General features: G+C 59.2%; 24 protein-coding genes. 17 read left to right on the top strand and 7 right to left on the bottom strand.

Going from position 1 to position 26,698, the window contains the following annotated elements:
* Positions 1-272: 272 nt before the first annotated feature.
* Positions 273-2,660, top strand: a complete 2,388-nt coding sequence (gene ppsA / locus AWT75_RS06195; RefSeq protein ID WP_045847252.1) for a phosphoenolpyruvate synthase — start codon at positions 273-275, stop codon at positions 2,658-2,660.
* Between the two features lie 125 nt (positions 2,661-2,785).
* Here ppsA and AWT75_RS06190 read toward each other — a convergent pair whose 3' ends face one another.
* Both AWT75_RS06190 and AWT75_RS06185 read right to left on the bottom strand, forming a co-directional pair.
* Positions 2,786-3,967, bottom strand: a complete 1,182-nt coding sequence (locus AWT75_RS06190) for an FAD-dependent monooxygenase (RefSeq protein WP_082695980.1) — start codon at positions 3,965-3,967, stop codon at positions 2,786-2,788.
* 116 nt (positions 3,968-4,083) lie between these two features.
* Positions 4,084-5,016, bottom strand: a complete 933-nt coding sequence (locus AWT75_RS06185; protein ID WP_062788305.1) for a LysR family transcriptional regulator — start codon at positions 5,014-5,016, stop codon at positions 4,084-4,086.
* A gap of 248 nt (positions 5,017-5,264) precedes the next feature.
* Here AWT75_RS06185 and AWT75_RS06180 point away from each other — a divergent pair, with 248 nt between their 5' ends.
* The 6 genes from AWT75_RS06180 to AWT75_RS06160 all read left to right on the top strand — a co-directional run bounded on the left by AWT75_RS06180 (position 5,265) and on the right by AWT75_RS06160 (position 11,645).
* Positions 5,265-5,876 carry a short chain dehydrogenase gene (locus AWT75_RS06180; protein WP_062788256.1) on the top strand — a complete coding sequence of 204 codons (612 nt, stop codon included), beginning with the start codon at positions 5,265-5,267 and terminating at the stop codon, positions 5,874-5,876.
* 70 nt (positions 5,877-5,946) lie between these two features.
* Entirely contained in the window at positions 5,947-6,831 is an 885-nt protein-coding gene (locus AWT75_RS06175) for a DMT family transporter (RefSeq protein ID WP_045847257.1), read from the top strand.
* Between the two features lie 211 nt (positions 6,832-7,042).
* Positions 7,043-8,116: a carbonic anhydrase gene (locus tag AWT75_RS06170; RefSeq protein WP_239689483.1), complete on the top strand. Its 1,074-nt coding sequence runs from the start codon at positions 7,043-7,045 to the stop codon at positions 8,114-8,116.
* A 412-nt stretch (positions 8,117-8,528) separates the two neighbouring features.
* Positions 8,529-9,125: an aldehyde dehydrogenase family protein gene (locus tag AWT75_RS23415; protein ID WP_275575693.1), complete on the top strand. Its 597-nt coding sequence runs from the start codon at positions 8,529-8,531 to the stop codon at positions 9,123-9,125.
* On the top strand, positions 9,119-11,194 hold the full coding sequence (gene adhE / locus AWT75_RS06165) for a bifunctional acetaldehyde-CoA/alcohol dehydrogenase (protein ID WP_275575692.1): 2,076 nt from the start codon (positions 9,119-9,121) through the stop codon (positions 11,192-11,194). The genes AWT75_RS23415 and adhE overlap by 7 nt, the downstream gene beginning before the upstream one ends.
* A gap of 121 nt (positions 11,195-11,315) precedes the next feature.
* On the top strand, positions 11,316-11,645 hold the full coding sequence (locus AWT75_RS06160) for a DHCW motif cupin fold protein (protein ID WP_045847259.1): 330 nt from the start codon (positions 11,316-11,318) through the stop codon (positions 11,643-11,645).
* A gap of 68 nt (positions 11,646-11,713) precedes the next feature.
* Here the strand turns inward: AWT75_RS06160 and AWT75_RS06155 are convergent, their stop codons facing one another.
* The 5 genes from AWT75_RS06155 to paaN all read right to left on the bottom strand — a co-directional run bounded on the left by AWT75_RS06155 (position 11,714) and on the right by paaN (position 17,023).
* Entirely contained in the window at positions 11,714-12,424 is a 711-nt protein-coding gene (locus tag AWT75_RS06155; protein WP_082695979.1) for a Clp protease ClpP, read from the bottom strand.
* Positions 12,425-12,650: 226 nt separating this feature from the next.
* Positions 12,651-14,318, bottom strand: a complete 1,668-nt coding sequence (locus tag AWT75_RS06150; RefSeq protein WP_062788254.1) for a cation acetate symporter — start codon at positions 14,316-14,318, stop codon at positions 12,651-12,653.
* On the bottom strand, positions 14,315-14,623 hold the full coding sequence (locus AWT75_RS06145; RefSeq protein ID WP_062788252.1) for a DUF485 domain-containing protein: 309 nt from the start codon (positions 14,621-14,623) through the stop codon (positions 14,315-14,317). Before AWT75_RS06145 ends, AWT75_RS06150 begins: the two co-directional genes overlap by 4 nt.
* 63 nt (positions 14,624-14,686) lie before the next feature.
* Positions 14,687-15,295 carry a gamma carbonic anhydrase family protein gene (locus tag AWT75_RS06140; protein ID WP_062788249.1) on the bottom strand — a complete coding sequence of 203 codons (609 nt, stop codon included), beginning with the start codon at positions 15,293-15,295 and terminating at the stop codon, positions 14,687-14,689.
* Between the two features lie 60 nt (positions 15,296-15,355).
* Entirely contained in the window at positions 15,356-17,023 is a 1,668-nt protein-coding gene (paaN, locus tag AWT75_RS06135) for a phenylacetic acid degradation protein PaaN (protein WP_062788247.1), read from the bottom strand.
* 274 nt (positions 17,024-17,297) lie between these two features.
* Between paaN and paaG the strand changes: the two genes are divergently transcribed.
* The 10 genes from paaG to AWT75_RS06085 all read left to right on the top strand — a co-directional run bounded on the left by paaG (position 17,298) and on the right by AWT75_RS06085 (position 26,676).
* On the top strand, positions 17,298-18,095 hold the full coding sequence (gene paaG, locus AWT75_RS06130) for a 2-(1,2-epoxy-1,2-dihydrophenyl)acetyl-CoA isomerase PaaG (RefSeq protein WP_062788244.1): 798 nt from the start codon (positions 17,298-17,300) through the stop codon (positions 18,093-18,095).
* A 1-nt stretch (position 18,096) separates the two neighbouring features.
* Entirely contained in the window at positions 18,097-19,620 is a 1,524-nt protein-coding gene (gene paaH / locus AWT75_RS06125) for a 3-hydroxyacyl-CoA dehydrogenase PaaH (RefSeq protein WP_062788241.1), read from the top strand.
* Positions 19,621-19,806: 186 nt separating this feature from the next.
* Positions 19,807-21,117, top strand: a complete 1,311-nt coding sequence (paaK, locus tag AWT75_RS06120; protein WP_062788239.1) for a phenylacetate--CoA ligase PaaK — start codon at positions 19,807-19,809, stop codon at positions 21,115-21,117.
* A gap of 185 nt (positions 21,118-21,302) precedes the next feature.
* Complete coding sequence (paaA, locus tag AWT75_RS06115) at positions 21,303-22,289, top strand: 1,2-phenylacetyl-CoA epoxidase subunit PaaA (RefSeq protein ID WP_062788237.1); 987 nt, start codon at positions 21,303-21,305, stop codon at positions 22,287-22,289.
* Positions 22,290-22,305: 16 nt separating this feature from the next.
* Positions 22,306-22,803, top strand: coding sequence for a 1,2-phenylacetyl-CoA epoxidase subunit B (locus AWT75_RS06110; RefSeq protein ID WP_204376891.1), 498 nt, complete (start codon positions 22,306-22,308; stop codon positions 22,801-22,803).
* A gap of 11 nt (positions 22,804-22,814) precedes the next feature.
* A complete protein-coding gene (paaC, locus tag AWT75_RS06105; RefSeq protein WP_062788235.1) occupies positions 22,815-23,573 on the top strand; it encodes a 1,2-phenylacetyl-CoA epoxidase subunit PaaC in 759 nt (252 codons plus the stop codon).
* Between the two features lie 12 nt (positions 23,574-23,585).
* Complete coding sequence (gene paaD / locus AWT75_RS06100; RefSeq protein ID WP_062788233.1) at positions 23,586-24,083, top strand: 1,2-phenylacetyl-CoA epoxidase subunit PaaD; 498 nt, start codon at positions 23,586-23,588, stop codon at positions 24,081-24,083.
* A gap of 117 nt (positions 24,084-24,200) precedes the next feature.
* Positions 24,201-25,193, top strand: coding sequence for a 2Fe-2S iron-sulfur cluster-binding protein (locus AWT75_RS06095; RefSeq protein ID WP_204376890.1), 993 nt, complete (start codon positions 24,201-24,203; stop codon positions 25,191-25,193).
* 78 nt (positions 25,194-25,271) lie between these two features.
* A complete protein-coding gene (locus AWT75_RS06090) occupies positions 25,272-25,934 on the top strand; it encodes a TetR/AcrR family transcriptional regulator (RefSeq protein ID WP_062788230.1) in 663 nt (220 codons plus the stop codon).
* Entirely contained in the window at positions 25,897-26,676 is a 780-nt protein-coding gene (locus tag AWT75_RS06085) for an enoyl-CoA hydratase-related protein (protein ID WP_062788228.1), read from the top strand. The genes AWT75_RS06090 and AWT75_RS06085 overlap by 38 nt, the downstream gene beginning before the upstream one ends.
* The last annotated feature ends 22 nt before the right edge of the window (positions 26,677-26,698 follow it).

The raw sequence follows: 26,698 nt of genomic DNA, 5'->3' as shown, positions 1-26,698 counted from the left end.
CCTGCCAAGGCAGCGGGTCGGTGTTGATGCTGTTTTTGCCATGATCTGGCCCTGATCCGCCACCATCATGGTTTTTGTTGTAGTCGCCACACTACATCGCAGTCACAAATCTGCAAAGAAACACCCCCGGATTGACCATTCATCAGCCTTGTTTGCATTGATATGGGGCAAACCCTTGTGTTGTGCGCCGCAAAATGGGCTACGCAAACGCGGTGGTATTCGGCTAGAATGCGGGTTTTCTATCCGTCCAATCCAATACAGGAAGTGAAGTGATGGCAGAGAACTACGTCATCTGGTTCGAGAAACTGCGCATGACTGACGTTGAACAGGTAGGCGGCAAGAATGCCTCCCTGGGCGAAATGATCAGTCAATTGGCAGGCTCGGGCGTCCGAGTCCCCGGTGGTTTTGCGACTACTGCGGATGCCTACCGTGATTTCCTCCAGCACAATGGCCTGGCTGACAAGATCAGCGCCGCGCTGTCCAAACTGGACATCGACGACGTGACCGAGTTGGCCCGCGTTGGCAAGGAAATCCGCCAGTGGATCATCGATACTCCTTTCCCGGCCAAGCTTGATGAAGATATCAAGACTGCCTGGGACAAGATGGTCGCCGATTCCGGTGGTGCAGATATTTCCGTAGCAGTCCGTTCTTCCGCAACCGCAGAAGACCTTCCCGATGCCTCGTTCGCAGGCCAGCAAGAAACCTTCCTGAACATTCGTGGCCTTGAAAACGTCAAGGATGCCATGAAGCATGTTTTTGCTTCCCTGTACAACGACCGCGCCATTTCCTACCGCGTACACAAAGGCTTTGCCCACGACGTTGTGGCCCTGTCCGCCGGTGTACAGCGCATGGTGCGTTCCGACACGGGCGCTGCTGGTGTGATGTTCACCATCGACACCGAATCCGGCTTTGAAGACGTGGTGTTCATCACCGCTTCCTATGGCTTGGGCGAAACCGTGGTGCAAGGTGCCGTCAACCCTGACGAATTCTACGTTCACAAGCCGACCCTGAAGGCAGGTCGTCCGGCTGTGCTCCGCAAGAACATGGGTTCCAAGCTGATCAAGATGGAATTCACCGATGCTTCCCAGGCTGGCCGCTCGGTCAAGACCGTGGATGTGCCGGCAGAACTGCGCAAGCAATTCTCCATCACCGACGCTGAAGTAGCCGAGCTGGCTGAATACGCGCTGATCATCGAAAAACATTATGGCCGCCCGATGGACATCGAGTGGGGCCGTGATGGTGGCGATGGCAAGCTGTACATCCTGCAAGCCCGTCCGGAAACCGTGAAGTCGCAGGAAGACCGCAAGGACACCCTGCGCCGCTACCGTCTGAACAGCAAGTCCGCCGTGCTGTGCGAAGGCCGCGCCATTGGTCAGAAGATTGGCCAGGGCACCGTGCGCACCATCAAGGATGCGTCCGAAATGGACCGCGTGAAGCCGGGCGACGTGCTGGTAACCGACATGACCGACCCGGACTGGGAACCGGTGATGAAGCGTGCCGCTGCCATTGTCACCAACCGCGGTGGCCGTACCTGTCACGCTGCCATTATCGCGCGTGAACTGGGTATTCCGGCTGTTGTGGGCTGTGGCGATGCCACCGACGTACTGTCCGAAGGCATGCAGGTGACTGTTTCCTGCGCCGAAGGCGATACCGGCAACATCTACGATGGCCTGCTGGACGTTGAAATCATCGACCTCGAGCTGGACAAGATGCCCGCTGCTCCGGTCAAGATCATGATGAACGTGGGTAACCCGGAACTGGCCTTCGACTTCGCGCAGCTGCCGAACGAAGGTGTGGGTCTGGCCCGCATGGAATTCGTGATCAACCGTCAGATCGGTATTCACCCCAAAGCCCTGCTGGAATTCGACACCCTGCCGGCCGACCTGAAGGCGACCATCAGCGATCGCATTTCCGGTTATGCCAGCCCGGTTGACTTCTACGTGGACAAGATTGCCGAGGGTGTTGCTACCCTGGCCGCAGCCTTCACCCCGAAAAAGGTCATCGTGCGCATGTCCGACTTCAAGTCGAACGAGTACGCCAACCTGATCGGCGGTCAGCTGTACGAACCGCACGAAGAAAACCCGATGATCGGTTTCCGTGGTGCTGCACGCTACGTGGCTGAATCCTTCCGTGACTGTTTCGACCTGGAATGCCGCGCCATCAAGAAGGTGCGCGACGAGATGGGTCTGGTCAACGTGGAAGTGATGATCCCGTTCGTCCGTACCCTGGCTGAAGCCGAGAAGGTTGTCGAAATCCTGGCTGCCAATGGTCTGAAGCGTGGCGAAAACGGCCTGCGTCTGATCATGATGTGCGAACTGCCGACCAACGCTGTGCTGGCCGACAAGTTCCTGCAGTTCTTCGACGGCTTCTCCATCGGCTCCAACGACATGACCCAGCTTACCCTGGGCGTGGACCGCGACTCCGGTGGCCCGATTGCCGCCACCTTCGACGAGCGTAACGAAGCCGTGAAAGCCATGCTGCACATGGCCATCCAGGCTTGCCGCAAGGCTGGCAAGTATGTCGGCATCTGCGGTCAGGGCCCGTCCGACCATCCGGACTTTGCCAAGTGGCTGGTGGAAGAGGGTATCGAAACCGTGTCCCTCAACCCGGACACCGTGGTGGAAACCTGGCTGTACCTGGCTCGCGAACTGAACGCCTAAACCTGCATCTGCCGGTTAAGCAAAAACGCCCTATCGAGGGCCGTTTTTTATTGGCAGTGCTGGGAGGGCTGCAAACAAAAAGCCGGTATTGCACCGGCTTTTTGTCTGGCTGGCAGCTTGCTGCCTTAGCGCGGCAAGCCCAGCGCGTAGCGGATGACTTCGCGTTTGAGCGGGCCGGCCTTGTCGGCCAGTTTCAGCCCCAGCTTGCGGGCAGCCTTGAGTGGCGGGATGTTGTTGCTAAAGCCGAAGCAGAAGGCGTCCATGCCGGTCTGCATGGCCAGATTGGCTGGTTTGCGGCGTCGTTCGTAGGCTTTGAGCACGCTGATATCGGCAAAGTCGCGGCCTTCGCTGACGGCGCGGCTGATGATGTCGGCCAGCTCGGCCACATCCTGAAAACCGAGGTTGACCCCTTGCCCGGCCAGCGGGTGAATGGTGTGGGCGGCGTCACCGGCCAGCACCACGCCATCCTTGGCGTACGTTGCCGCATGGCGACGGGTGAGGGCGAAGGAGCCGCGTGCCAGCAGCTGGCGGATGCCGCCCAGCTTTTGCGGGAAGGTGGCGCTGAAGGCGGAAACCAGTTCTTCGTCGCTCAGTGCCAGCAGGCGCTTCACTTCGGTGGGCGTGTTGTACCACACCAGAGAGGCATGCGGGCCGGTGAGCGGCAGGAAGGCTTGCGGGCCGGTGGCGGTAAAGCGTTGCCAGGTGATGTCCTGCTGGCCGTATTCCATTTCGCAGCTGGCTACCAGCGCATGCATGGGGTAGTCCCAACTGGTGATGCCGATGCCTGCTGCATCGCGCACCTGGGAGCGTGCACCGTCGGCGGCCACCAGCAGGCGGGCGACCAGTACGGTGCCGTCTTCCAGCGTGACGCGCGATGCCTTGGGCGAGTAGACAATGCTGGCAATGCGCGCCGGGCAAATATAGCGGATGTCGTCTTTTTCTTGCAGGCAGGCGGTGGTGGCCAGCTGTACGATGCGGTTTTCCACGATGTGCCCCAGTGCGTCCACACCGGCTTCGGCGGCATCAAACAGGGTGCCGTTCTGTTCCTGGTCTTCCCATACCTGCATGCGGCGGTAAGGAGCGGCGCGCATTGCGAGAATGCGTGGCCAGGCGCCCAGGCGTTCCAGCAACTGTGCTGATGCAGGGCTGATGGCTGATACACGCAGGTCCGGTGCCTGAGCCGGGTCAAACGCCGTGGGCGCGGTCTGTTCCAGTACGGCCAGCTTCAGGCCCTTGCCACTGAGTGCAGAGGCCAGGGCGCTGCCCACCATGCCCCCGCCGACGATCAAGATATCCAGATGTTCCATTACGGCCCTCATGCGGCGCATTGCGCCTGATTCTCGTTGCAGTATTGCGCGCGATTGTGCCAAAGGCGGCTGCCATTGGCTTTGGTCTGGATCAAGCGCCGGGCAGGTGCGCGGCTTCAGTCGCCGGAGTATAGCGGGCGCTCTTCCAGCACGGCGCGCAGGCGCGGGGTGACATGCTGGATGAAGGCTTCGTATTTTTTCGGCAGTGGCTGGCGATACGGGAATACCAGGTACACCGGCCAGCTGCCGCCTTGCCAGCCGGGCAGTACCCGTACCAGATGGCCGCTTTCCAGATAATGGCTGGCCACATAGTGCGGCAGCAGGGCCACGCCGTGGCCGGCAATCAGGCCGGAAATCAGCGAGGCGTACTGGTCGCACACCAGCATGGGACGGGTGGTGATGGATTTGAGTTCGCCGTCTTTTTCCAGCCGCCATTCCCGGCCATAGACATGATGGCTGTTGAGCAGGATGCGGTGACGGCACAGGTCGTCCGGGCTGTTCAGCGGCGGGGCCTTGGCCAGATACTCGGGCGAGGCGTAGGGCGCTTCCCAGACAAAGCCCAGCGGCTTGGCCACCAGGCGGTCGTCGTGCACATTGCGCGAGCGGATGCAGAAGTCGACGCCGTCGTTGATCGGGTCTTGCAGGCGGTTTTCCGCACGCAGCTCCAGTTCCAGATCCGGATGGCAGGCAGCCAGCTCGGACAGCATGGGAGCCAGCAGGTACTGGGCAAACGAGGCGGTGGCGCTGATGCGCAGCGGGCCTTCGATCAGGCCCTGCGCTTCTTCGATATCCGGCCCCACTTTTTCCAGCATCTCGCGCAACTGGCGGGCGTGTTCGGCCAGACGGCGGCCGGTTTCGGTCAGTGCCACGCGGCGGGTGTTGCGCAGCACCAGCACGGTGCCAAGCTGCTGTTCCAGCTCTTTCACCAGCTGGCTGATGCGGCTTTTGGCGCAGCCGATGTCATCGGCGGCGGCGGTGAAACTGCCTTTGCGCGCCAGTGCATCAAAAGCCAGCAGGGCATCGGGCGATGGAGTGGGATTTGTTTTCATGGCAGAACAGTGCGTGGTAAGGGCGATGTATTTGACGGCGTTTTTCACGATATTAGCATAAGGCTGCCCAGTTTCCTGAACAGTGCCAGGAATTTTCTTAACAGACCGTCGGTCAGAGAGGCTTATTCTGTATTGTTTCAAATTTTGAACATTGAAGTCGTTTTATTGGGATTAATCTGTGAAATTGTCCTGTGTATGATTGATTGGCGTGATTTTCAGAACGATGCTCAATCAAGAAAGGCAAGGCAATGAAAGTACTGGTTATTGGTGGACGTGGTGTTATCGGTAGTGCCGTGGTGGCATTGTTGTCAACAGAACATGAGGTGCTGGTGGGCGGGCGTCATGATGCTGAGGTGCGGGTGGACATGACCGACCCGGCCAGCATCGAGGCCATGTATCAGGCGCATCCGGACCTGGACGCCGTGGTGGTGACCGCCGGCCATGTGCCGTTCAAGCCCTTGCAACAGCTGAGCGAGGACGATTGGCAGTCGGGCCTGCATGACAAGCTGATGGGGCAGGTGCGTCTGGTGCAGATCGGTGCGCGCCACCTGCACGCGGGGGCGGTATTCGTGCTCACTTCCGGCCTGTTGGAGCGCGAGCATATTCTGGGAGGTAGTTGCGCCAGTGTGGTCAATGCCGGTCTGGCTGCCTTTGTGCGCTCGGCGGCACAGGAGTTGTGGGGACAGGCGCGGGTGAATCTGGTCAGCCCTGGCGTGGTGGCGGGGGATGAGCGCGGTGCCGGGGCCTTTGCCGGTTTCATGCCGGTGAGCCGTGAGCAGATTGCCCGGAGTTATCTGCGCGCCCTGACCCAGCCCCTGACTGGCAAGGTGCTGGAAGTCTTTCCCGAAGTCACGCGCTAAGGCCGGATGTGGGAAAATGAGCGCCGCCGGTGATCAGCACCGGTGGTTTTCCTTTTGCAATGGATTGCTCATGTTGCCCACTTTTGCGCTCAGCGCCGCCATGCTGCTCTGGGCCAGTGCCTTTATCGCGCTGAAAATCGTCTTTGTCGTGTTCGACCCGCTGGCGGTGCTGTTCGCCCGCATGGTGCTGGCCAGTTGCTGCATTCTGCCCTTGTTGTGGCAGCGGGCAGAGCGCTGGCGTTACCAGCGTGGCGACTGGCGCTGGATGCTGGCCATGGGCCTGGCCGAGCCCTGTCTGTATTTTCTGTTTGAAGCCCAGGCGCTGGTGAATACCAGTGCGGCACAGGCATCGGTCATTACTGCCACGCTGCCCTTGCTCACTGGGGTGGGCGCCATGTTGTTCCTGCATGAAAAAATGAGCCCGCGTGGCTGGCTGGGGCTGGTCATTTCCTTTGCCGGGGTGCTGTGGCTGACGCTGGACAACCAGGTATCTGCCCAGGCACCCAACCCGGTATTGGGCAATGCGCTGGAGTTTTGCGCCATGTTGTGCGCCACCGGCTATGTGCTGATTGCCAAGCGCCTGTCGCGTCGTTATTCGGCACTGGCCATTACCGGCATGCAGACGGTGCTGGGCAGCGTCTGGTTTGGTCTGGCCCTGCTTAGCCCCTGGGGCCATTGGCCCAGTCATTTTCCGCTCTGGCCCAGCCTGATGGTGGTGTACCTGGGGGTGTTCGTCACCCTGGGGGCATATGGCCTGTATACCTGGGCCGTCAGCAAGATGCCGGTGTCGAGGGCATCGCCCTTTATCAATCTGATTCCGCTGTTTACCGTCCTGCTGGCGTGGTGGCTGCTGGATGAAACCCTGGTTCCGGCGCAATGGCTGGCCTGCCTGCTGGTGCTGGGTGGGGTGTTGCTGGGCGAGGGAAGGTCTTCGGCCAGGCAGTCTGAATGTTAAGTTTGGTAAAAACCGGTCGATATGACAGATAACAAGTGCTGTACCATCGCCAGCCATCACCTGCGCAAGGGAAAAGCGGCGTTGCCAGCAGCCTGACACTATAAATAACTCTAGGTTTGTCGGCGAAGCGTGCCGATCAGCCGTTCTCTCCGGCCGGGGCTCGTTCCGGACTGAATGGCTTCTCCATATCAATAACAGGATGCAAGGCGTGATGAACAAGACATGGCAGATCCGTTCGCTGCAAGCGGCGGTCATACTACTCGGGGGTGGTTTGCTGGTAACCGTGGCGCAGGCCGAAGAAAAGGCTGCGGCACCTGCCGAACACGGCAAGCCCATTGTCTTGCCGGGCAAGCAGGCGGCATCGGCCGCAGCGGAAGCACCGACCAAGACCATCGTGTTGCCGGGCAAGCTGGCTGCATCCATGGCGGCGGCGCGCGCCAAGCCCAAGGAGCCGGAAACCCTGCAGCCTGAAGTAAAGCAAGGGGCGGCACCTCTGCTGAAAGCGCCAGTGGGCCCGAGCCCCGAGGTACATGCCCCGGGCGCTGTAGTGCATGAGGCCAGGCGTGCGGCCAAGCCGCGCCGTGCCAAAGCCAAACCCAAGGCGGTGGAACGCAAGCCGGAGGAGAGCAGCCATGACGAACACGGCCATGGCTCCGAGGTGCAGCAAGTGCGTGCCGCGGTAACGACCATCCTGCACGACAACAGTGACTACATGGCGCACCACAATGCCGCCTATTTCAAGACCTTTGCCGACAAGCAGACGCCGCGCGCCACGGTAGTCACCTGCTCCGATTCCCGGGTGCAAAGCGAGGTGATGGACAAGAGCGCCGTCAACGACCTGTTCATGGTGCGCGACATCGGCAACCAGCTGGCCACGGCAGAGGGCTCGGTGGAGTACGGGGTGCGCCATCTGCATACCCCGCTGCTGATTTTTGTCGGCCATGCCGCCTGCGGTGCCATCAAGGCAGCCTCGGCCGATTACAGCAAGCTGGAACCGGCCATCCGCAAGGAATTGGCCACCATCAACATTCCGCAAGGCATCGATCCTACCGATGGCGCGCTACTGAATGTGAATAACCAGGTGGAAAGCGCCATCCTGAAGTTTTCCGGCGAGGTGGAAGCCGGGCATCTGGCCATCCTGGGGGCGTTCTACGATTTCCGTAACGATCTGCGCCAGGGGGCTGGCAAGCTGATCATCACCAATCTGAACGGCGAGACCGAACCGGGCAAGATCCGCGAACTGATGAAGCAGGGCCAGTATTTCAAATACAGCTTCATGCGCTGAACGCAGCACTTTTCCTGTACCAGAACCGCCACCGCGTCGATCCGCGCTGGCGGTTTTTCTTTTTGTTCAGTCTGTTTTTGTAAGTGACAGACTACAGGCTGACTGAACCGGACTTTGAATGATTTACCTGGACATCCTGTTTTCTGTTGCTGACGACTTGTTTACTTGGCCTGGCGCAAAACGATGAACAGATAAAAAGAGTAATCTGCCTTTAATAATGATTTTTCCAGTAAAACAAAGGCACTGGCCTTGTTTGTCTAACAATTTTATTTGCATGGTTGTAGTGGATTAATTACAGCATGCAGGGCTGTATATTCAGTTTTTATTTGGCAAAGCCTGCCGGATAAATACGGCGATCAACTGAATGTCATGCAGCCCGGGCAGATTTCTTTTTTGTCATTGGAGTCATGTCATGTCGGTATCTTCATTGGAACAACTCGATGCGCTGGTAGCGCGTGTCAAACAGGCCCAGGCGGTTTTTGCCGAATTCTCCCAACAGCAGGTGGATGTGATTTTCCGCAGCGCGGCGCTGGCTGCGGCGGATGCGCGCATTCCGCTGGCACGCATGGCGGTGGAAGAAACCGGCATGGGGGTGATGGAAGACAAGGTGATCAAGAATCACTTTGCCTCCGAGTACATCTACAACAAATACAAGGATGAAAAGACCTGCGGCGTGCTGTCGGAAGACGACAGCTTCGGCACCATCACCATTGCCGAACCCATCGGCATCCTGTGCGGCATCGTGCCCACCACCAACCCCACCTCCACGGCCATTTTCAAGGCGCTGATCGCGCTGAAAACCCGCAATGCCATCATCTTCTCGCCCCATCCGCGGGCGCGGCGTTCCACTTGCGAAGCGGCACGGCTGGTACTGGAAGCCGCCGTGGCTGCTGGTGCACCGCAGGACATCATCGGCTGGATAGACGAGCCTAGCGTCGAGTTGTCCAACGCACTGATGCAGCACCCGGACATCAACCTGATCCTGGCCACCGGTGCCCCGGCATGGTGAAGGCCGCGTATTCCTCCGGCAAACCCGCCATTGGCGTGGGCGCAGGCAATACCCCGGCGGTAATCGACGAAACCGCCGACATCAAGCGCGCCGTGGCCTCCATCCTGATGTCCAAGACTTTCGACAACGGCGTGGTATGTGCGTCCGAGCAGTCAGTCATCGTGGTGGACAGCATTTACGAGGCCGTGCGCGAACGTTTTTCGCGCCATGGCGGTTACATTCTCAGCGCAGAGCAAACCGCCGCCGTGGCGGGTGTCATCCTCAACCGTGGCAGTCTGAATGCTGCGATTGTCGGCCAGAGCGCCGTGAAGATTGCCGCCATGGCCGGCATTACCGTACCGGCGGACACCAAGGTGCTGATTGGCGAAGTGAGTGATCTGAGCAATGACGAAGCCTTCGCCCACGAAAAGCTGTCGCCCACGCTGGCCATGTACCGCGCCCGCGATTTTGCCGATGCCTGCGACAAGGCTGCTGCACTGGTGGCACTGGGTGGTATCGGCCACACCTCGGCGCTGTATACCGATCAGGACTTGCAAGGCGAGCGCATCCGCTATTTTGGCGACAAGATGAAAACCGCGCGCATCCTGATCAACACCCCGTCCTCGCATGGCGGCATCGGCGACTTGTACAACTTCAGCCTGGCCCCGTCGCTGACGCTGGGTTGCGGTTCCTGGGGCGGTAATTCCATCTCGGAAAACGTCGGCCCGAAACACCTGATCAACAAGAAAACCGTGGCCAAGAGGGCGGAAAACATGCTGTGGCACAAACTGCCCAAGTCCATTTACTTCCGCCGTGGCTGCCTGCCGGTGGCATTGGAAGACCTGGCGGACAAAAAGCGTTGCCTGATCGTGACCGGGCATTACCTGCTGGAGCACGGCTTTGTGGATGAGCCGGTGCGGCTGCTGAAAAAAATGGGCCTGGAAGTGGAAGTATTCTTCGATGTGCCTGCCGACCCCACGCTGGCCGTGGTGCGCAAGGGTGCCGAACTGGCCCATGCCTTCCAGCCGGACGTGATCATGGCGCTGGGCGGCGGCTCGCCGATGGATGCGGCCAAGATCATCTGGGTGATGTACGAACACCCAGAAGTGCATTTTGCCGATCTGGCGCTGCGCTTCATGGACATCCGCAAACGCATTTACCAGTTCCCCAAGCTGGGTGGCAAGGCCATGCTGGTGGCGGTGCCCACCACATCCGGCACCGGCTCGGAAGTCACGCCGTTTGCCGTGGTGACCGACGAAGTAACCGGGGTGAAATACCCGATTGCCGATTATGAGCTGACCCCGCACATGGCCATTGTGGATGCCAATCTGGTGATGGACATGCCCAAGTCGCTCACTGCCTTTGGCGGCATCGACGCGGTGACGCATGCGCTGGAAGCTTATGTGTCGGTGATGGCCAACGAATATTCCGACCCGCAGGCCCTGCAGGCGCTGAAGCTGCTGAAAGACTACCTGCCATCGGCCTATCTGAACGGCGCACGCGACCCGAAAGCGCGCGAGCAAGTGCATAACGCCGCCAGCATTGCCGGCATCGCCTTTGCCAATGCCTTCCTGGGTGTATGCCACTCCATGGCGCACAAGCTGGGTGCGGAGTTCGGCCTGGCGCATGGTCTGGCCAATGCCTTGCTGATCAGCAATGTCATCCGCTACAACGCGGCTGATATTCCGACCAAGCAAACCGCGTTCAGCCAGTACGACCGGCCCAAGAGCGTGGCGCGCTATGCCGAAATCGCCCGTCACCTGGGGCTGGAAGGCGAACGCGATCACGAACGGGTGGAAAAACTGGTGCAGTGGGTGGACGAGCTCAAGCAGATGCTCAACATCCCCATGTCGATTCAGGCTGCCGGCGTGGAAGAGGCGGACTTTCTGGCCCGGGTCGACCAGTTGGCCGAAGCCGCGTTTGACGACCAGTGCACCGGGGCCAATCCGCGCTACCCCTTGATCAGCGAACTCAAACAGCTGCTGCTGGACAGCTACTATGGCCGGGCCTGGTGCGAAGCGCATTTGCGCGATGCCGCCAGCGATGTTGCCGTGGTGCGCAAGTCCAAAGGCAAGCAAAAAGCGGTATAAATCCGCTGCGTTTCAACCAGCAGGCCCGGAGCGCGCTCCGGGCTTTTTCCTGCCTGCTGCATGCCATGCCGGGTGTGCTGGGTTAAGCTGTCTGCTTGATCAGCCCGAGATGGAGCGCAGCATGCAAATCGACACTATCCCGTTTGGCGTGACCGACTGGTCGGCCATTGCCCCTACCGAGCATCCCGGCGAAAGCGGCATGGCGCTGTGGCGTACCTGTCAGTTCGGCAACATCCGCGTGCGCATGGTGGAGTACAGCCCCGGCTATGTGGCCGACCACTGGTGTCGCAAGGGCCATATCCTGCTGTGTCTGGAAGGTGAGTTGCTGACCGAGCTGGCCGATGGCCGCCGCTTCATGCTGACTCCCGGCCTGAGTTATCAGGTGGCCGATGAAGCCGAGCCGCACCGCTCGTCAACCCGGACCGGGGCGCGGCTGTTCATTGTGGATTGAGCGCGGCTCGCCACACCCCTGCGGTGCGGTGTCTGCTTGCCACAGGGGCATTACCCTATTTTGTGGCCTCAGGCAGGCTTGCTCTTGCGGCTGCTGCGTGCCGGTTTGGCGGCGTCGGTTTCGCTGGCGCTGACCGGTACCGGTTTCACCTTGGCCCGCGTGCCTTTGGGCTTGACTGCCGGTTCTCCTTTTTGCAGATGCAGCAGGCGGCGGCGGATGTCGTCGGTATCCAGCCAGATGTCCTCGCCCTTGCTGATGCGTTCCAGTTCCTGATCACTCAGGAAGGGGCGGCAGACATTGCGCATCACCTTGTCGAACCATTTGCGGCTGGCCATCACCTGCGCTGCCTGTTCGTTACCCTTGCCCACCGAGGCGGATGAGTAGTTGTGGAACATCAGCTGGCAGGTGTCATGCACGATCAGCTCGTCCCCGGCCAGAAAGATCAGCGCTCCCATGGAAAAGGCGCGGGCTTCCAGAATGGTGATGACGTGCGCCTCGCTGGCGGCGATGTTGTTGATGATCTGCAAGCCGGTGTCGAAATTGCCGCCGGGGGTGTTGAGGTGCAGGAAGATCAGGTCTGTGGCGCTGGCGGTGCGCAGGGTGTACAGCAGGTCGGTGTACTGGATGGGGTCGACAATTTCGCCGGACAGATAGTAGGAAATCTGGCGGATCACACCTTGTGATTCATAGCGGCGGAAGGCGGGCAGTTTCACATCGTCGTCTTCGTCGTCGTCAGTGCTGCGGTCTTGCAGCGGGGCGTGGTAGCGGGAGTGGGTCATCGCATTTTCCTGTTGTTGTAAGGATGAGGAAGACTGCGTGTTGCACTGTCAGTGTAGCCCCTCCGCAGTCCCACCGGCCAGTTTCATTTCGCTGCATCCTGCTTTGGTTCCATCACCGCCAGAAGCTGTCTGGCGGTGGGTGTACGGTGAGTAGCTGGCTGATTTTGAGCTTATGCCAAGCAGAAGCAGGAGAGCTGCCTGTATCTGCCTGCTTGCAGGGTGCCATTCAATGCTTCTGGCTGGCTCTTGCTGCACCAATACCGGTCATCGACCGGATGTACTGTGCAAGATAGCGCTGGCGTTCCTCCTGCGCGCGCGGTGAGTCATCGAGTACGGATAATAACCAGGCACTGCCAAAGGCAATGCTCATGGAGAACAAAGCCGGATTGGCATAGGGGAATAGTGGGGTCTGGTGCTGCAGGATACCCACCCACACTGTCGGGCCGAGTATCAACAGGACAATCGCTGATAGCAGCCCGGCAAGGCTGCCAACTACGGCTCCACGGGTAGTCAGTCCTTTCCAGAACATGGACAGAAACAAAACCGGGAAATTGACCGAAGCGGCAATTGCCAAGACCAGGCCGGATAAAAAGGCGATGTTCTGCTTTTCAAACAGTAGGCCCAGTACGATGGCGAGGATGCCAATGGCTAAGGTGGCTATTTTGGACACCCTGATTTCACTCTGTTCGCTGGCACTCCCTTTGCAAAGGACCGTGGCGTACAGGTCGTGCGAAATGGCAGAGGCACCTGATAGGGCCAGCCCAGCGACCACGGCCAGAATGGTGGCGAAAGCGACTGCCGAGATGAAACCAAGAAACAGGTTGCCGCCGACAGCTTGAGCCAGGTGGACCGCAATCATGTTATTGCCGCCGATGATGTTGCCCGCTGCATCGTGGAAGTCGGGTTCGCTACCCACCATCACGATGGCTCCAAAGCCAGCGATCAGGATTAGCAGATAGAAATAAGCGATAAAACCGGTGGCGTAAAACACCGATTTGCGTGCTTGCCTGGCATTGGCAACGGTAAAGAAGCGCATCAGGATATGCGGCAGGCCGGCGGTGCCGAACATCATGCCCAGCCCCAGCGAGATGGCGTCAACAGGGTCGGAAACCAGGCCGCCCGGTGCCAGGATGGCTTTGCCGTTGGCATGCGTCGTGGCGGCACCGGCAAACAGCGCCTCCGGGCTGAAACCGAAGTGCGACAGCACCATGAAGGCCATGAAGGTGGTGCCGGCCAGCAGCAGTACGGCCTTGATGATTTGTACCCAGGTAGTGGCAAGCATGCCGCCAAAGGTGACGTACAGCACCATCAGCACCCCAACCAGCATGACGGCGGACAGGTAACTGGTGCCAAATAGCAGTTCGATCAATTTACCGGCCCCAACCATCTGCGCTACCAGGTACATGATGGCCACTGTCAGTGTGCCTAGCGCGGCGGTAATCCGCACTGGCGTTTGCGCCAGCCGGTAAGACACCACGTCGGCAAAGGTGAACTTGCCCAGGTTGCGCAAGCGCTCGGCAATCAGAAACAGGATGATGGGCCAACCCGCCAGCACACCCAGCGCATAGATGAGACCATCGTAGCCCTTGTCGAACATCATGGCTGAAATGCCCAGAAATGACGCAGCCGATACCATGTCACCGGCAATCGCCAGGCCGTTCTGCAAGGGGCTCAGGCCGCCACCAGCGGTATAAAAGTCGGCAGCGGAGCGGGTGCGTTTGGCCGCCCACCTGATAATGGCCAGTGTAAAAAGGACGAAAACCAAAAACATGGTGATGGCGTTCCAGTTCAGCGGCCTGGGACTGGCGGATATCGGATTGCTTGCTGCGGCGCAAATGGATTGGCTGCTCAGGCCGAACACCAACAGCGTAAGCAGATAAGACAGGCGCTTCATGCCATGAACCCCCGGAGCACTTTTTCGTTGAGTGGATCGAGATCGCGATTGGCTATCCGTACATAGATACCGGTCAGCACGAACGTCAGCAGGATGATGGCCACTCCGACCGGAATGCCGATGGTGATCGCGCCATCGCTGATGGGGCGGGCTAATGTGCCTGGTGAAAATGCCAGCAGCAGAATGAAACCGTAGTAAATCACCAGCATCACCGCGCTCAGCGACCAGCTAAGGCGGGTCTTCTTGTCGATCAATTGCTGGAAATCAGGATGCTGCAGGATTAATTCCAATTTAGTGTCGTTCATCACATATTCTCCTGGGGGCCGGGCTTGCCCTGCTGCGTGGGCTGGTATAGCGCTGCTTGTCATTCAGTCAGTGCCGGGGGTTTCGGCTGCGCTTGCCGTGAATACGGATAGATCAAGCTTGGGGCGCTTGGCGTCGAGGGTGGATAAAGGCTGCACCGCTACCAGGCTGCGACGGCAGCGTATGGCCAGATGGTGATAAGCCTGTGTCGCGCGCTGCTTGGCAATGATTTCCGCCTCGCTGAGCGTGCGCACCGCTTTGGCTGGCAGGCCCAGCAGCAACTGGCGAGGAGCGCAAATCCTGCCCGCCGGGATGAAGGCCATCGCGCCGACGATGCATTGACTGCCTAGCCGTGCGCCATCCATCACAACGGCATTCATGCCGACCAGCACCCCGCGTTCCAGATGGCAGGCGTGCAAGACGGCACCGTGGCCGACGTGACCGTTTTCTTCGACGATCAAGGGAGTATCTACCCCGCTATGCAGCACGCAGTTGTCCTGAATATTGCTGCCTGTGGCAATGCGGATAGGGCCAAAGTCCCCGCGCAGTACCGCACCCGGGCCGATATAGCAGCCTGCGCCAACCACAACGTCACCGATCAATGTCGCTGAGGGATGGATGAAGGCGTCCGGGCTGACCACAGGAATCACTCCGTCAATTGCATAGCACTGCATGGTGCGATCTTTCTGCAAACAAGATGAAAAACGCCCGGCAAATACCGGGCGACAAGTGGCTTAGGCGAAACGGCGGGTTTGTACCACACGGAAGCGGTTGGCTACGAAGGCGCTGTCCGACAGCGCGGCATTGGCCGCCGGGTTGCCTCCAGTGCCGTGGAAGTCGCTGAATGCAGCCGACTGGTTGACCAGCACGCTGCCGGTGAGGTTGAGGGACAGTGAGATGCAGGCACGTTCGGCAACTGCTTGTGCCTGCTGCTGTACGGTGGCATCGGTGCTGTACACCGAGAACGACAGCGCACCGTGTTTGCGTACCGTGTCTTCAATAATGGCAAGGCTTTCAGCACTGCTGCCGGTCTTGATCACGAAGGCGATCGGACCGAAATGCTCTTCCTGGTAGATGGCCTGGTCTTGTACCGACAGGGCGCGCAGCAACGGTGTGCGCACGACGGCTTCGGGATAGAGCGGGTGTGCGATGGCATGGCTGTCGAGCAAGGGTTGACCTAGCTTCTGTGCCGCCTCCAGCCGGGACAGCACCCCTGGGTTCTGGATGGCACCCAGGAACTCCACTGCCTTGGCCGGGTCGGCGGTCAGGCCATTGATGGCCGAGACAATGCCAGCCACCACTTCCTCGTAAGGCAGATGTCCTTCTGCAGTGTCAATGCCATCAGCCGGAATGAAAATATTCTGCGGCGCAGTACACATTTGTCCGCCGTACAAGGCCAGTGACAGGGCAATGTTGCGGCTGAGTCCTTTGAAGTCGTGGGTCGAGTCGATCACGATGGTGTTAACACCGGCTTTCTCGGTGTAAACCTGTGCATGCCGACAGTTGGCCTCCAGCCACTCACCGTTTTTACGGCTGCCGGTGAAGTCAATCAGTTTGACTGATGCGTTTTCCGCCAGCTTGGTGGCCAGCGGTTCACCACTCTGGTTGGCGGCCAGCAGCACCACGTTCGGGTCGAAGCCGGCTTCCTGCAGCACTTCGCGAGCAATCTTTACTGTGATGGCCATCGGCAGCACCGCGCCTGCATGTGGCTTGACGATAACGGTGTTGCCGGTGGCCAGACTGGCGAACAGTCCCGGATAGCCATTCCAGGTGGGGAAGGTGCAGCAGCCAATGACCAGACCAATGCCGCGCGGCACGATTTTCCAGTTCTTTTGCAGCACGACCGGCTCATTCTTGCCCTGCGGCTTGCTCCAGCTGCTTGCAGCCGGAATGGCCGACATTTCACGCCAGGCGTAGGCGACAGCCTCCAGTCCACGGTCTTGCGCATGTGGGCCACCTGCCTGAAACGACATCATGAAGGCCTGGCCGGTGGTATGCATCACCGCATGGGCCATCTCGAAACTGTGCTTGTTAAGCCGCGCAAGAATCTCCAACGACACTCCCACCCAGACTTCCGGCCCGGCCTGGCGCCAGTTGTCGAGCGCAGCGCTCGAAGCGGCGATCAGGGTCTCAACTTCAAAGCGCGGGTAGCGGATATTGAGTGCGCCGCTGTAGGGCGAACGTTCGCTACCGACAAGACCGCTGGCTGGCGGCTGGCCGGGAAAATCGAATGTGCTGCCAAGCAGGGCCTCGAACCTTGCCCTGCCTTCATCGGCGGCCGCCTCCCCATAAATTTTCGGGCTCGGTGTCTCCGGATATGGAGTCCAGTAACCACGTTCACGAATGGCGTTCAAGGCCTGGTGCAAGGTGGCTTCATGTCGTGCAAATAGCGGATTTGCCATCGCTTCATTCCTTTCAATACAAAGGCCGAATGGTGTTTTTCGAGCCTGATCAGGGGCTGATGCTTGCGGAACTCTGTCGTGGAAACAGGTGCTGAAAAGTTTCCTTGACCTGGATCACTCTAATATTGATTTACCGGTCGGTCAATGATAGATTGGGTCGGCATTAGGCACAGCTATCGCGCTGTTGTTATGAGAAATATGTATTTAAAACATTGACTTAACTGCTTGTTGGCTATGAGTGGCTTATCGGGCAGCTAACTGTACGGAGAACCACATGCGCAGCCCTTTTCAGCATATTCGCCTCGATATTGAAGCTGGCGTCGCCACCCTGACACTCAGCCGACCCGACTGCTTGAATAGTTTCAATGTCGACATGCACGGTGAAGTGGCAGAGGCACTGGAGCAGCTCAGCCAGGACGAAGCGGTACGTGTACTGGTACTGACTGGTAGCGGGCGGGGCTTTTGTGCCGGGCAGGACTTATCCGACCGGACGGTCGCTCCTTCGGATACCCCGCGTGATCTGGGAGAGTCGATTGAACGCTATTACGCTCCACTGGTGCGCCACTTGCGAAATATGCCAAAACCAGTGATTGCGGCGGTCAATGGCGTGGCTGCAGGGGCTGGGGCCAATATCGCGCTGGCCTGCGATATTGTCATCGCTGCACGATCGGCCAGTTTTATCCAGGCATTCAGCAAGATCGGCCTGATGCCGGACTCCGGCGGCAGCTTTTTCCTGCCCCGGTTGTTGGGTAATGCACGTGCCATGGGCCTGGCATTGCTGGCGGACAAGTTACCCGCCGAGCAGGCCGCTGCATGGGGGCTGATCTGGCGATGCGTAGACGATGCTGATTTTGCTGCCGAAGTGGCAAGTACCGCCCGCCTGTTGGCCGAGGGGCCGACGCTGGCTTATGCACGCATCAAGCAGGCCATGCATGCTGCCGAGCGCAATACGCTGGAGCAGCAGCTTGAACTGGAGCGTACTTTTCAGCGCGAACTTGGCTACAGCGCTGATTATGGCGCAGGTGTGGCGGCCTTCATGGCCAAGCGCATACCGCAATTTGTGGGGAAATGAGATGGCACTGACAAGCAAGGATCGTATCGGCGTAGTGGGAGCCGGTGCCATGGGCCGGGGTATTGCCGCGGTCGCTGCCAGAGCGGGTCATGAGGTTTACCTGTTCGATATGGATGCTGCCTCCGCCCTGGCGGCACCTGCTTTGATCAGTGCCGAATGGCAGGTGCTGGTGGATCGTGGCAAATGGACTGCTGCGGAACTGGATGCTGCCTGTGCGCGCCTACATCCGGTTTCCACGCTGGCAGAACTGGCTGATTCCGCACTGGTGATCGAGGCCATCGTCGAACTGGCAGAACCGAAACAGGCCTTGTTCCGGGCGCTGGAAGCCGTGTTGTCCGAGTCAGCCATCCTAGCCTCCAACACTTCATCGATTTCAATCACCCTGCTGGCGCGTGGCCTTGTTCACCCTGAACGACTCATTGGCCTGCACTTTTTCAACCCCGCCACCAAGATGAAGCTGGTCGAGGTGATCTGCGGTTTGGCGACGGATCCGGCGGTGGTCGACATCCTGTGTGACATGGTCCGCGCCTGGGGCAAGCTGCCGGTGCGGGCGCAGTCAACACCAGGCTTCATTGTCAATCGCGTGGCCCGTCCTTACTACGCTGAGGGGCTGCGAATCATGGCCGAAGCAGCGGCCCCGCCCGAGGTGATTGACACCTTGCTGCGCAGGGCAGGGGGGTTTCCGATGGGACCATTCGAATTGATGGACCTGATCGGCAACGACGTCAATTTTGCTGTGACCAGCTCGGTTTTTGCCGCCATGTACCACGACGGCCGTTTTCAACCTTCGCTGCAACAGCAGGAGCGTGTGGCAGCGGGCTGGTTGGGACGCAAGGCTGGCCGGGGGTTCTACGATTATCGCGAGCAGGCATCACAAGCCGAGCCGCCAGCACTGGCGCGACAAGCCGCACCGCACAAGGTGCGGGTGGTTGGCGATCTTGGTATTGCCGAGCCACTGGTGCATCGATTGCAGCAGGCCGGGCTTGCGGTCGAGCGGCAAGCGGCGCAAGGCATGGGCTACCTGGCCTTGGCTGGCGATCTGCGACTGGCATTGACTGATGGCCGGACTGCCACGGTGCGCGCTGCGGAAACCGAACACCCGAACTGGGTGCTGTTTGATCTGGCCCAGGACTACGCAAGTACAAGCCACTTGGCCTTATGCGTCGCAGATCAGGCCGCAACAGGTGTATTGGAGCAAGCCGCCGGCTTGCTGCAGGTGGCGGGAATCACGATTCTGCCCATTGATGACATCGCCGGGATGGTGGTGATGCGCACGATGGCGATGCTGGCCAACGAGGCGGCTGATGCCGTGCTGTTTGGCATCGCCAGCGCGGCAGATGTCGACTTGGCGATGCGCTACGGCACCAATTACCCGGTCGGTCCTCTGGCCTGGGCAGATGGTTTTGGTACTGCCCGCCTGGCACAGGTACTTGAAGCACTGCATAGCCATTATGGCGAGAGCCGCTACCGCATCTCTCCCTTGATTCGTCGTCGCGCAGCAGCGGGAAGATGCTTGCATGCCTGACACCCATGTGCTGCTGCATGCGGAATATGCCCTCGCCTGCATGTTGCCGCATGGCAGAAGGCTGGCATGACATCACTGTTTATACACAAGGCGGAGCACGCCTAGTGCTGCCGGTCTTGCCGGACTGGCGCGCGAAAATCAGAACACAGCACGGGGTGACCCGATCCACACAAGAGGAGAAACACCATGGTGAGCAAAGTAGCCCAGGCCCACGAACTGGAGCCGATCGAAACTGCCAGCCGCGACGAGCTGAGTGCCTTGCAGCTGCAACGGCTCAGATGGTCGCTCAAGCACACTTACGACAATGTGGCACCATTTCGTGCCAAATGTGCAGCAATTGGCGTGCATCCGGCTGATGCGAAGTCGCTGGAGGACCTGAAACTGTTTCCGTTTACCACCAAGTCTGACTTGCGCGAACACTACCCGTTTGGTTTGTTTGCGACACCGCGCAAGGATGTCGTGCGTATCCACGCTTCCAGCGGAACGACCGGACGTCCCACCGTGGTTGGCTATACCCAGAACGATATCAATACCTGGGCGACTGTCGTGGCGCGTTCGGTGTACGCCGCAGGGGGGCGCAAGGGTGACATCGTGCATATCGCCTACGGTTACGGACTGTTTACCGGTGGCATGGGCGCACATTATGGTGCAGAGCGACTGGGTTGTACCGTGGTGCCGATGTCCGGTGGCCAAACCGAAAAACAGGTGCAACTGATCCGTGATTTTCAGCCCGACATCATCATGGTGACGCCATCCTACATGCTTAATATTCTCGACGAGATGGAGCGGCAGGGTCTTGATGCGGCCAAATCTTCGCTCAAGGTGGGCATTTTCGGTGCAGAACCCTGGACCGGGCAGATGCGTCTTGAAATCGAAAAGCGCGCCGGAATTGACGCGGTGGACATCTATGGCTTGTCCGAAGTGATGGGGCCGGGGGTAGCCAGCGAGTGCATCGAAAGCAAGGATGGGCCGGTTATCTGGGAAGACCACTTCTATCCGGAAATCATTGACCCGGTCTCCGGTGAGGTGTTGCCGGATGGCGAGGAAGGTGAGCTGGTGCTGACATCCTTGAGTAAGGAAGCGTTTCCGGTGATTCGTTACCGCACGCGTGACCTGACCCGTCTGTTGCCCCCCACGTCGCGTTCCATGCGGCGTATCGACAAGATTGTCGGTCGCTCTGACGACATGCTGATCATCCGCGGCGTGAACGTTTTTCCAACCCAGATCGAAGAATTGATTCTGCGGGTCAATTCGCTTACCCCGCATTTTTACCTGGAAGTGGACAAAGATGGCCATCTGGACGTGTTGACCGTTTTTGTTGAACGCGACCCGGCGGGCTATGCCTCTGATGAAGCCAAAGTACGCATGGCCAAGGAATTGCAGCAGATGATCAAGAGCAATGTAGGAGTCAGTACCCTGGTAGAGGTGGTCGAGCCGATGACCATCATGCGCTCGGTGGGCAAGGTGCGGCGTGTGATCGACAAGCGTCCGCGCTGAGTGCGCTGGATGAAGGTTCATACCGTCCCTTTTTTTCTTGCTTTTTAATTTACCGACCGTTAAGTTAATTAAATTCGTCAGCCATCAACAACGCCTTGCCCTTGTGGCAGTAAAGCGCAGTCATGGTGTGGCGAAGGATGAAATGACGACGATTCTTACCCATTCATCGACAAGGAGTTGTGCAGATGTACACACAAGCTTTGGACTTGCCCGGCGTACAAGCGACCGACAGCGCAGTGACAGAAGCGCCCTGTGTCGGCTTCGACGAGAAGCTGGCAGCCGATATCAAGATCGAGCCATCAGACCCGATGCCGGATGCCTATCGCAAGACGCTGATCCGCCAGATTTCCCAGCATGCCCATTCGGAAATTGTTGGCATGCTGCCAGAAGGTAACTGGATCACTCGTGCGCCAACGTTAAAACGCAAGGCCATCTTGCTGGCCAAGGTGCAGGACGAAGGAGGGCACGGTCTGTATCTGTATGCCGCGGCCGAAACATTGGGTGTCAGCCGCGACACCATGGTGGCTGCCTTGCTGGATGGCAGTGCCAAGTATTCGAGCATCTTCAACTACCCGACGCTGTCCTGGGCTGATATCGGCGTCATTGGCTGGCTGGTGGATGGTGCAGCCATTACCAACCAGGTGCCGCTGTGTCGCTGCTCTTACGGCCCTTATGCCCGCGCGATGGTCCGGGTGTGCAAAGAGGAAAGCTTCCACCAGCGCCAAGGCTATGACCTATTGGTGGCCATGATGAAGGGCAGTGCGGCCCAACGCGCGATGGTGCAGGAAGCGGTGGACCGTTGGTGGTGGCCGGTACTGATGATGTTCGGCCCGCACGACCAGGATTCGGTACACGGTGCTACCAGCATGAAGTGGGGTATCAAGCGCTTTTCCAATGACGATCTGCGGCAGAAATTCGTCGATGCCACCGTTCCGCAGGCCGAGGTACTCGGTGTGACACTGCCCGATCCAGATCTGAAGTGGAATGCTGAACGTGGTCACTACGATTTCGGCGCCATCGACTGGAACGAATTCTGGCAGGTGGTCAAGGGTAATGGACCATGTAATCGCGAACGCATGGCGGCCCGCATCAAGGCGCATGAAGACGGTGCGTGGGTGCGAGAAGCTGCCCGTGTGCACGCCGAGAAAAAAACCGCCAGGCAGGCTCACTAATCCGGAGGACTCGACGATGACAGGATTTCACGATCAATGGCCGCAGTATGAGGTTTTCATCAAAAGCCGTAACGGTCTTGAGCACAAGCATTTCAGCAGCCTGCACGCCACCGATGGCCAACATGCACTGCTGTTGGCGCGCGATGTCTACACCCGCCGTCAGGAGGGCAACAGCCTGTGGGTAGTTGCTGCCAGCGATGTCAGTCAGAACGGTGCAGAGCCTGCCGCCGGCAGGAGCGACACCCCACGACAGTTTGAAGTTTTCTTGCGGTTGAAGCCGGGGCTGGATCACAAGCACATTGGCAGTGTCGACGCCTGTGATGCTGCGGCAGCGCTACGCAGTGCCGAAACAGCCTTTGGACAATATCCGGCAGGCAGTCTGTGGGTGTTGCCTTCTGCATCCGTACTGACCAGCGAGGCCGAGTGGAGTGGGCCGTTTTTCGATGCAATGGCCGACAAAACCTACCGCTTGCCCACCTTTTACCAACTGCCGGCCGCCGTCAACAATATGTAAGGAGCCCAGCCATGGCTGAAATTGATAACAAAGACCTGATTGAATATCTGCTGCGCCTGGGCGACTCCACACTGGTACTGGGCCAGCGGCTGGCCGAATGGTGCGGCCATGCACCTGCGATCGAAGAAGACATCGCACTGACCAATACTGCGCTCGACCTGATTGGTCAGGCGCGTCAGTTATTGAGCTATGCCGGGGAGCTGGAAGGCAGTGGCCGTGACGAGGATGCACTTGCCTTCCTGCGTGACGAGCTGGAATTCCATAATCTGACGCTCACCGAGCTGGAGGGCGGCGATTTTGGCCGCACGGTGCTGCGCATGCTGTTGTTTGCCGCGTATCAGGTGGTGTTGTGGCAGGTATTGCTGCGCTCCACCGATGCCCGCCTGGCCGCTATTGCCGAAAAGAGCCTCAAGGAAAGCCGCTATCACCTGCGCTATGGTGCCGATTGGATAGTGCGACTGGGTGATGGAACCGAGGAGTCGCACCGCCGCATGCAGGCGGCACTGGAATACATGTGGTCCTTCACCGCAGAGCTGTTCGACCGTGACGAGGTGGAAGCACGGCTGGCCGGTGTGGTCCCTTCCTCAGATAGCTTGCGCAGCGCCTGGGAAGGCATTGTGCTGCCGGTGCTCGCCGCAGCAACGCTGCAAGTACCGACCGTGGCAGGCTATCTGAGTCGTGGCAAGTATGGCATCCACAGCGAGGCGCTGGGTCCGCTATTAGCGGAGATGCAGTTTTTGCAGCGCGCCTATCCCGGCGGCAACTGGTAAAGGGGTGGCGTGATGTTAACCATAGCCCAAGCCTGGGCCGTGCTGCACCAGGTACCCGACCCTGAAATACCTGTGCTGTCCTTATGCGATTTAGGCATCGTGCGCGATATCCGCCGTAATGGGGATGACCTGCAGGTGACGCTCACGCCAACTTACTCCGGCTGTCCTGCCACCGAAGTGATTGAGGCCTCGGTGCGCGATGCGCTGGCAGCTGCCGGGGCCGGCCCAGTGCGGCTGAGTACCCAGCTTAGCCCGGCCTGGACCACTGACTGGATCAGTGAGGAGGGGCGGCGCAAATTGCGCGAATACGGTATTGCGCCGCCGGAGCATCGGGCGGAAACGACCGAGGACGGCTGGCAGATTCTGCACTTCACGCCATTACACCCGGCCTGTCCGCACTGCGGCAGCAAGCACAGCGAGCGCCTGAGCCAGTTTGGCGCTACCGCCTGCAAGGCGCTGTACCGCTGCCAGGACTGCCGCGAACCATTCGAGTACTTCAAACCAATTTAAGCGTAAGTATTCCGCGACGACTCTGCGGAACAAGGACCCCCACCATGAGTACGAATTTTCATTTGCTGCGCATCGCCGAAGTGCGCAAAGAGAGCGAAGAAGCGATTTCGCTCCGCTTTGAAGTGCCTCCCGCGCTGGCTGAACCTATCGCTTTACCCAGGGCCAGCATCTCACCTGCGTGCCAATATCGGAGGCGCGGACGAGCGCCGCTCCTATTCGATTTGCAGCGGCATTGGCGATGGAGAACTGCGTATTGCCATCAAGCAAGTGGCAAACGGAATCTTCTCCACCTATGCCAACAAGGAATTGCGTGCAGGGCAGCGTATCGAGGTATTACCGCCGGATGGCCGTTTTTTTGTACCGCTGGCCGCCGACAATAAAAAACATTACCTGGCGATTGTGGCCGGCAGCGGCATCACGCCGCTGTTGTCCATCATCAAGACCACGCTGGAGGTCGAGCCAAACAGCCGCTTTACCTTGCTGTATGGCAACCAGCGGCGCGGCACCATTCTGTTTGCCGACACCCTGGCCGCACTGAAAGCCCGCTTCATGGACCGCTTCGCCGTCTATCACTTCCTCTCGCGTGAGGCGCAGGAGCTGGAACTGTTTAATGGCCGGTTGGACGCCGCGCGCCTGCAGCGGATATTCGACACCCTGCTGCCGCTCTCCAACATCTCCGATGCCTTTGTGTGCGGCCCCAACGAGATGATCGATGACGCCATCGGCGCTTTGCAGCAGGCTGGTTTGGCGCGCGCGCATATCCATACCGAGCGCTTTTGCGTACCGCAAGGGGCCGATACACCGCGTACGGCGCGGGACGATGAAGCGGCGCAAGCCACCGTGACGGTCATCATGGACGGCCTTGCCCGTGAGGTGGGATTGTCGGCAGGACAAAGCATTCTGGATGCCGCCGTCAGCGCCGGGATCGATCTACCCTATTCGTGTAAAGGTGGGGTATGCTGCACCTGCCGTGCCAAGGTCCTCGCTGGCCATGTGCGCATGGATAAGAATTTCGCCCTCGAACCGGCTGAAGTCGAGCAGGGCTTTGCACTCACCTGTCAGGCGCATCCGCTTACCGAAAACGTTGTGGTCAGTTTTGACGAACGTTGACCTGCCGTACTCCGAATGAAGGGGGCCGTTTTCGCATAAGCCGAGTCTGACGCTCCACGAATCAAGCAGACCCCGGATATGGCAAGAACAAAATCCCCCAATTTCGAAGTACAGCGCAGCTCCATACTGGAGAATGCTGCGCATTTGTTTGCGCAGAAAAGTTTCCCCAGTGCATCGATAGCCCAACTGGCTGAGTTATGTGGCATGTCGAAGCCGCTGCTGTATCACTACTATCGGGACAAGTTGCATCTCTTGTTTGATATCGCCGACACCTACCTCGACCGCCTGGTTGCCATTGAGGATGAGGTTGCCGGACAAGGGCTGGATACCGAAGCGCACCTGACCGAGCTTATCGTCCGTTTCATGGAAGAATATGCCACGTCGCGCCACTACCATATCGTGTTGGTGCAGGACGTGAAATTCCTGGAGGACGAGGCGCACCGCAAGGTGGCCGAGAAGCAGCGCCAGGTGGTGGACGGGTTTGCCAGGCTGATTGCCAGATTGCGTCCGGAGTTGACGGCGGTGCAGATCAAGCCGGTGGCCATGACGCTGTTCGGCATGATGAACTGGACCTTTACCTGGTTTCGTGCCGACGGACCGATAGATAGAGCAGCAATGGCGGAGATCGTCAGTCAGATGTTCCTGCATGGTGTGTATAGCCCCGGCTTGCCGCATATACCGTCCAGGCAGGAGGAGACTCCGCATGAGCAAGTACACCTACCTGAAGACGGCGCAGCATGAACGCGTTGCGCATATCGAAATTCACCGTCCCGCCCAGCGCAATGCGCTGAATGAAGAACTGGTGCTGGAGCTGGAGGCGGCCTTGATGGCCGCAGACCAGGACCCTGGCATCAGTGTCATTGTCCTGTCTGGCAACGAAAAGGCGTTCGCCGCCGGTGCCGACATCGGTCGCATGGCCGAATGGGACTTCCATGATGTATTTCTCTCCGACTATGTCACCCGGCACTGGGAAAGTGCGCGCACCCTGCGCAAGCCGCTGATCGCCGCGATTTGCGGTTACGCGATTGGTGGCGGCTGCGAACTGGCGATGATGTGTGATGTCGTCGTGGCTGGTGTCTCGGCCAAGTTCGGCCAGCCCGAAGTCAAGATCGGGACTTTGCCCGGCATGGGCGGTACCCAGCGTCTGCCTCGCGCCATCGGCAAAGCCAAGGCGATGGAATGGTGCCTGAGTGGCAATTTCTATAGTGCCGCCGAAGCCGAAAAAGCCGGCCTGGTATCCCGTGTGGTGGCCGACGAAGCCGTTCTCGACACCGCTTTCGAACTGGCACAGCAAATGGCCGGCTACTCGCTGCCGGTGCTGATGATGATCAAGGAATCTCTGGGCCGTGCTTTCGAATCCAGCTTGTCCGAAGGGCTGCTGTTCGAGCGGCGGGTCTTTCACGCCAGTTTCGCGCTGCAAGACCAAAAAGAAGGCATGAACGCCTTTGTCGAAAGACGTCCGCCCGCTTTCCGTCACCGCTAATCCCAACTGCGCATTCGAGAGA

The organism is Aquitalea pelogenes, assembly GCF_001515305.1.
GTDB lineage: Bacteria > Pseudomonadota > Gammaproteobacteria > Burkholderiales > Chromobacteriaceae > Aquitalea > Aquitalea pelogenes.
This window is presented reverse-complemented; position numbering and strand designations above follow the sequence as displayed.

Bases quoted from the DNA above. Each gene is read 5' to 3' on its own strand.
- ppsA (WP_045847252.1), top strand. From the start codon at position 273: ATGGCAGAGAACTACGTCATCTGGTTCGAGAAACTGCGCATGACTGAC.
- AWT75_RS06190 (WP_082695980.1), bottom strand. From the start codon at position 3,967: ATGGAACATCTGGATATCTTGATCGTCGGCGGGGGCATGGTGGGCAGC.
- AWT75_RS06185 (WP_062788305.1), bottom strand. From the start codon at position 5,016: ATGAAAACAAATCCCACTCCATCGCCCGATGCCCTGCTGGCTTTTGAT.
- AWT75_RS06180 (WP_062788256.1), top strand. From the start codon at position 5,265: ATGAAAGTACTGGTTATTGGTGGACGTGGTGTTATCGGTAGTGCCGTG.
- AWT75_RS06175 (WP_045847257.1), top strand. From the start codon at position 5,947: ATGTTGCCCACTTTTGCGCTCAGCGCCGCCATGCTGCTCTGGGCCAGT.
- AWT75_RS06170 (WP_239689483.1), top strand. From the start codon at position 7,043: ATGAACAAGACATGGCAGATCCGTTCGCTGCAAGCGGCGGTCATACTA.
- AWT75_RS23415 (WP_275575693.1), top strand. From the start codon at position 8,529: ATGTCGGTATCTTCATTGGAACAACTCGATGCGCTGGTAGCGCGTGTC.
- adhE (WP_275575692.1), top strand. From the start codon at position 9,119: ATGGTGAAGGCCGCGTATTCCTCCGGCAAACCCGCCATTGGCGTGGGC.
- AWT75_RS06160 (WP_045847259.1), top strand. From the start codon at position 11,316: ATGCAAATCGACACTATCCCGTTTGGCGTGACCGACTGGTCGGCCATT.
- AWT75_RS06155 (WP_082695979.1), bottom strand. From the start codon at position 12,424: ATGACCCACTCCCGCTACCACGCCCCGCTGCAAGACCGCAGCACTGAC.
- AWT75_RS06150 (WP_062788254.1), bottom strand. From the start codon at position 14,318: ATGAAGCGCCTGTCTTATCTGCTTACGCTGTTGGTGTTCGGCCTGAGC.
- AWT75_RS06145 (WP_062788252.1), bottom strand. From the start codon at position 14,623: ATGAACGACACTAAATTGGAATTAATCCTGCAGCATCCTGATTTCCAG.
- AWT75_RS06140 (WP_062788249.1), bottom strand. From the start codon at position 15,295: ATGCAGTGCTATGCAATTGACGGAGTGATTCCTGTGGTCAGCCCGGAC.
- paaN (WP_062788247.1), bottom strand. From the start codon at position 17,023: ATGGCAAATCCGCTATTTGCACGACATGAAGCCACCTTGCACCAGGCC.
- paaG (WP_062788244.1), top strand. From the start codon at position 17,298: ATGCGCAGCCCTTTTCAGCATATTCGCCTCGATATTGAAGCTGGCGTC.
- paaH (WP_062788241.1), top strand. From the start codon at position 18,097: ATGGCACTGACAAGCAAGGATCGTATCGGCGTAGTGGGAGCCGGTGCC.
- paaK (WP_062788239.1), top strand. From the start codon at position 19,807: ATGGTGAGCAAAGTAGCCCAGGCCCACGAACTGGAGCCGATCGAAACT.
- paaA (WP_062788237.1), top strand. From the start codon at position 21,303: ATGTACACACAAGCTTTGGACTTGCCCGGCGTACAAGCGACCGACAGC.
- AWT75_RS06110 (WP_204376891.1), top strand. From the start codon at position 22,306: ATGACAGGATTTCACGATCAATGGCCGCAGTATGAGGTTTTCATCAAA.
- paaC (WP_062788235.1), top strand. From the start codon at position 22,815: ATGGCTGAAATTGATAACAAAGACCTGATTGAATATCTGCTGCGCCTG.
- paaD (WP_062788233.1), top strand. From the start codon at position 23,586: ATGTTAACCATAGCCCAAGCCTGGGCCGTGCTGCACCAGGTACCCGAC.
- AWT75_RS06090 (WP_062788230.1), top strand. From the start codon at position 25,272: ATGGCAAGAACAAAATCCCCCAATTTCGAAGTACAGCGCAGCTCCATA.
- AWT75_RS06085 (WP_062788228.1), top strand. From the start codon at position 25,897: ATGAGCAAGTACACCTACCTGAAGACGGCGCAGCATGAACGCGTTGCG.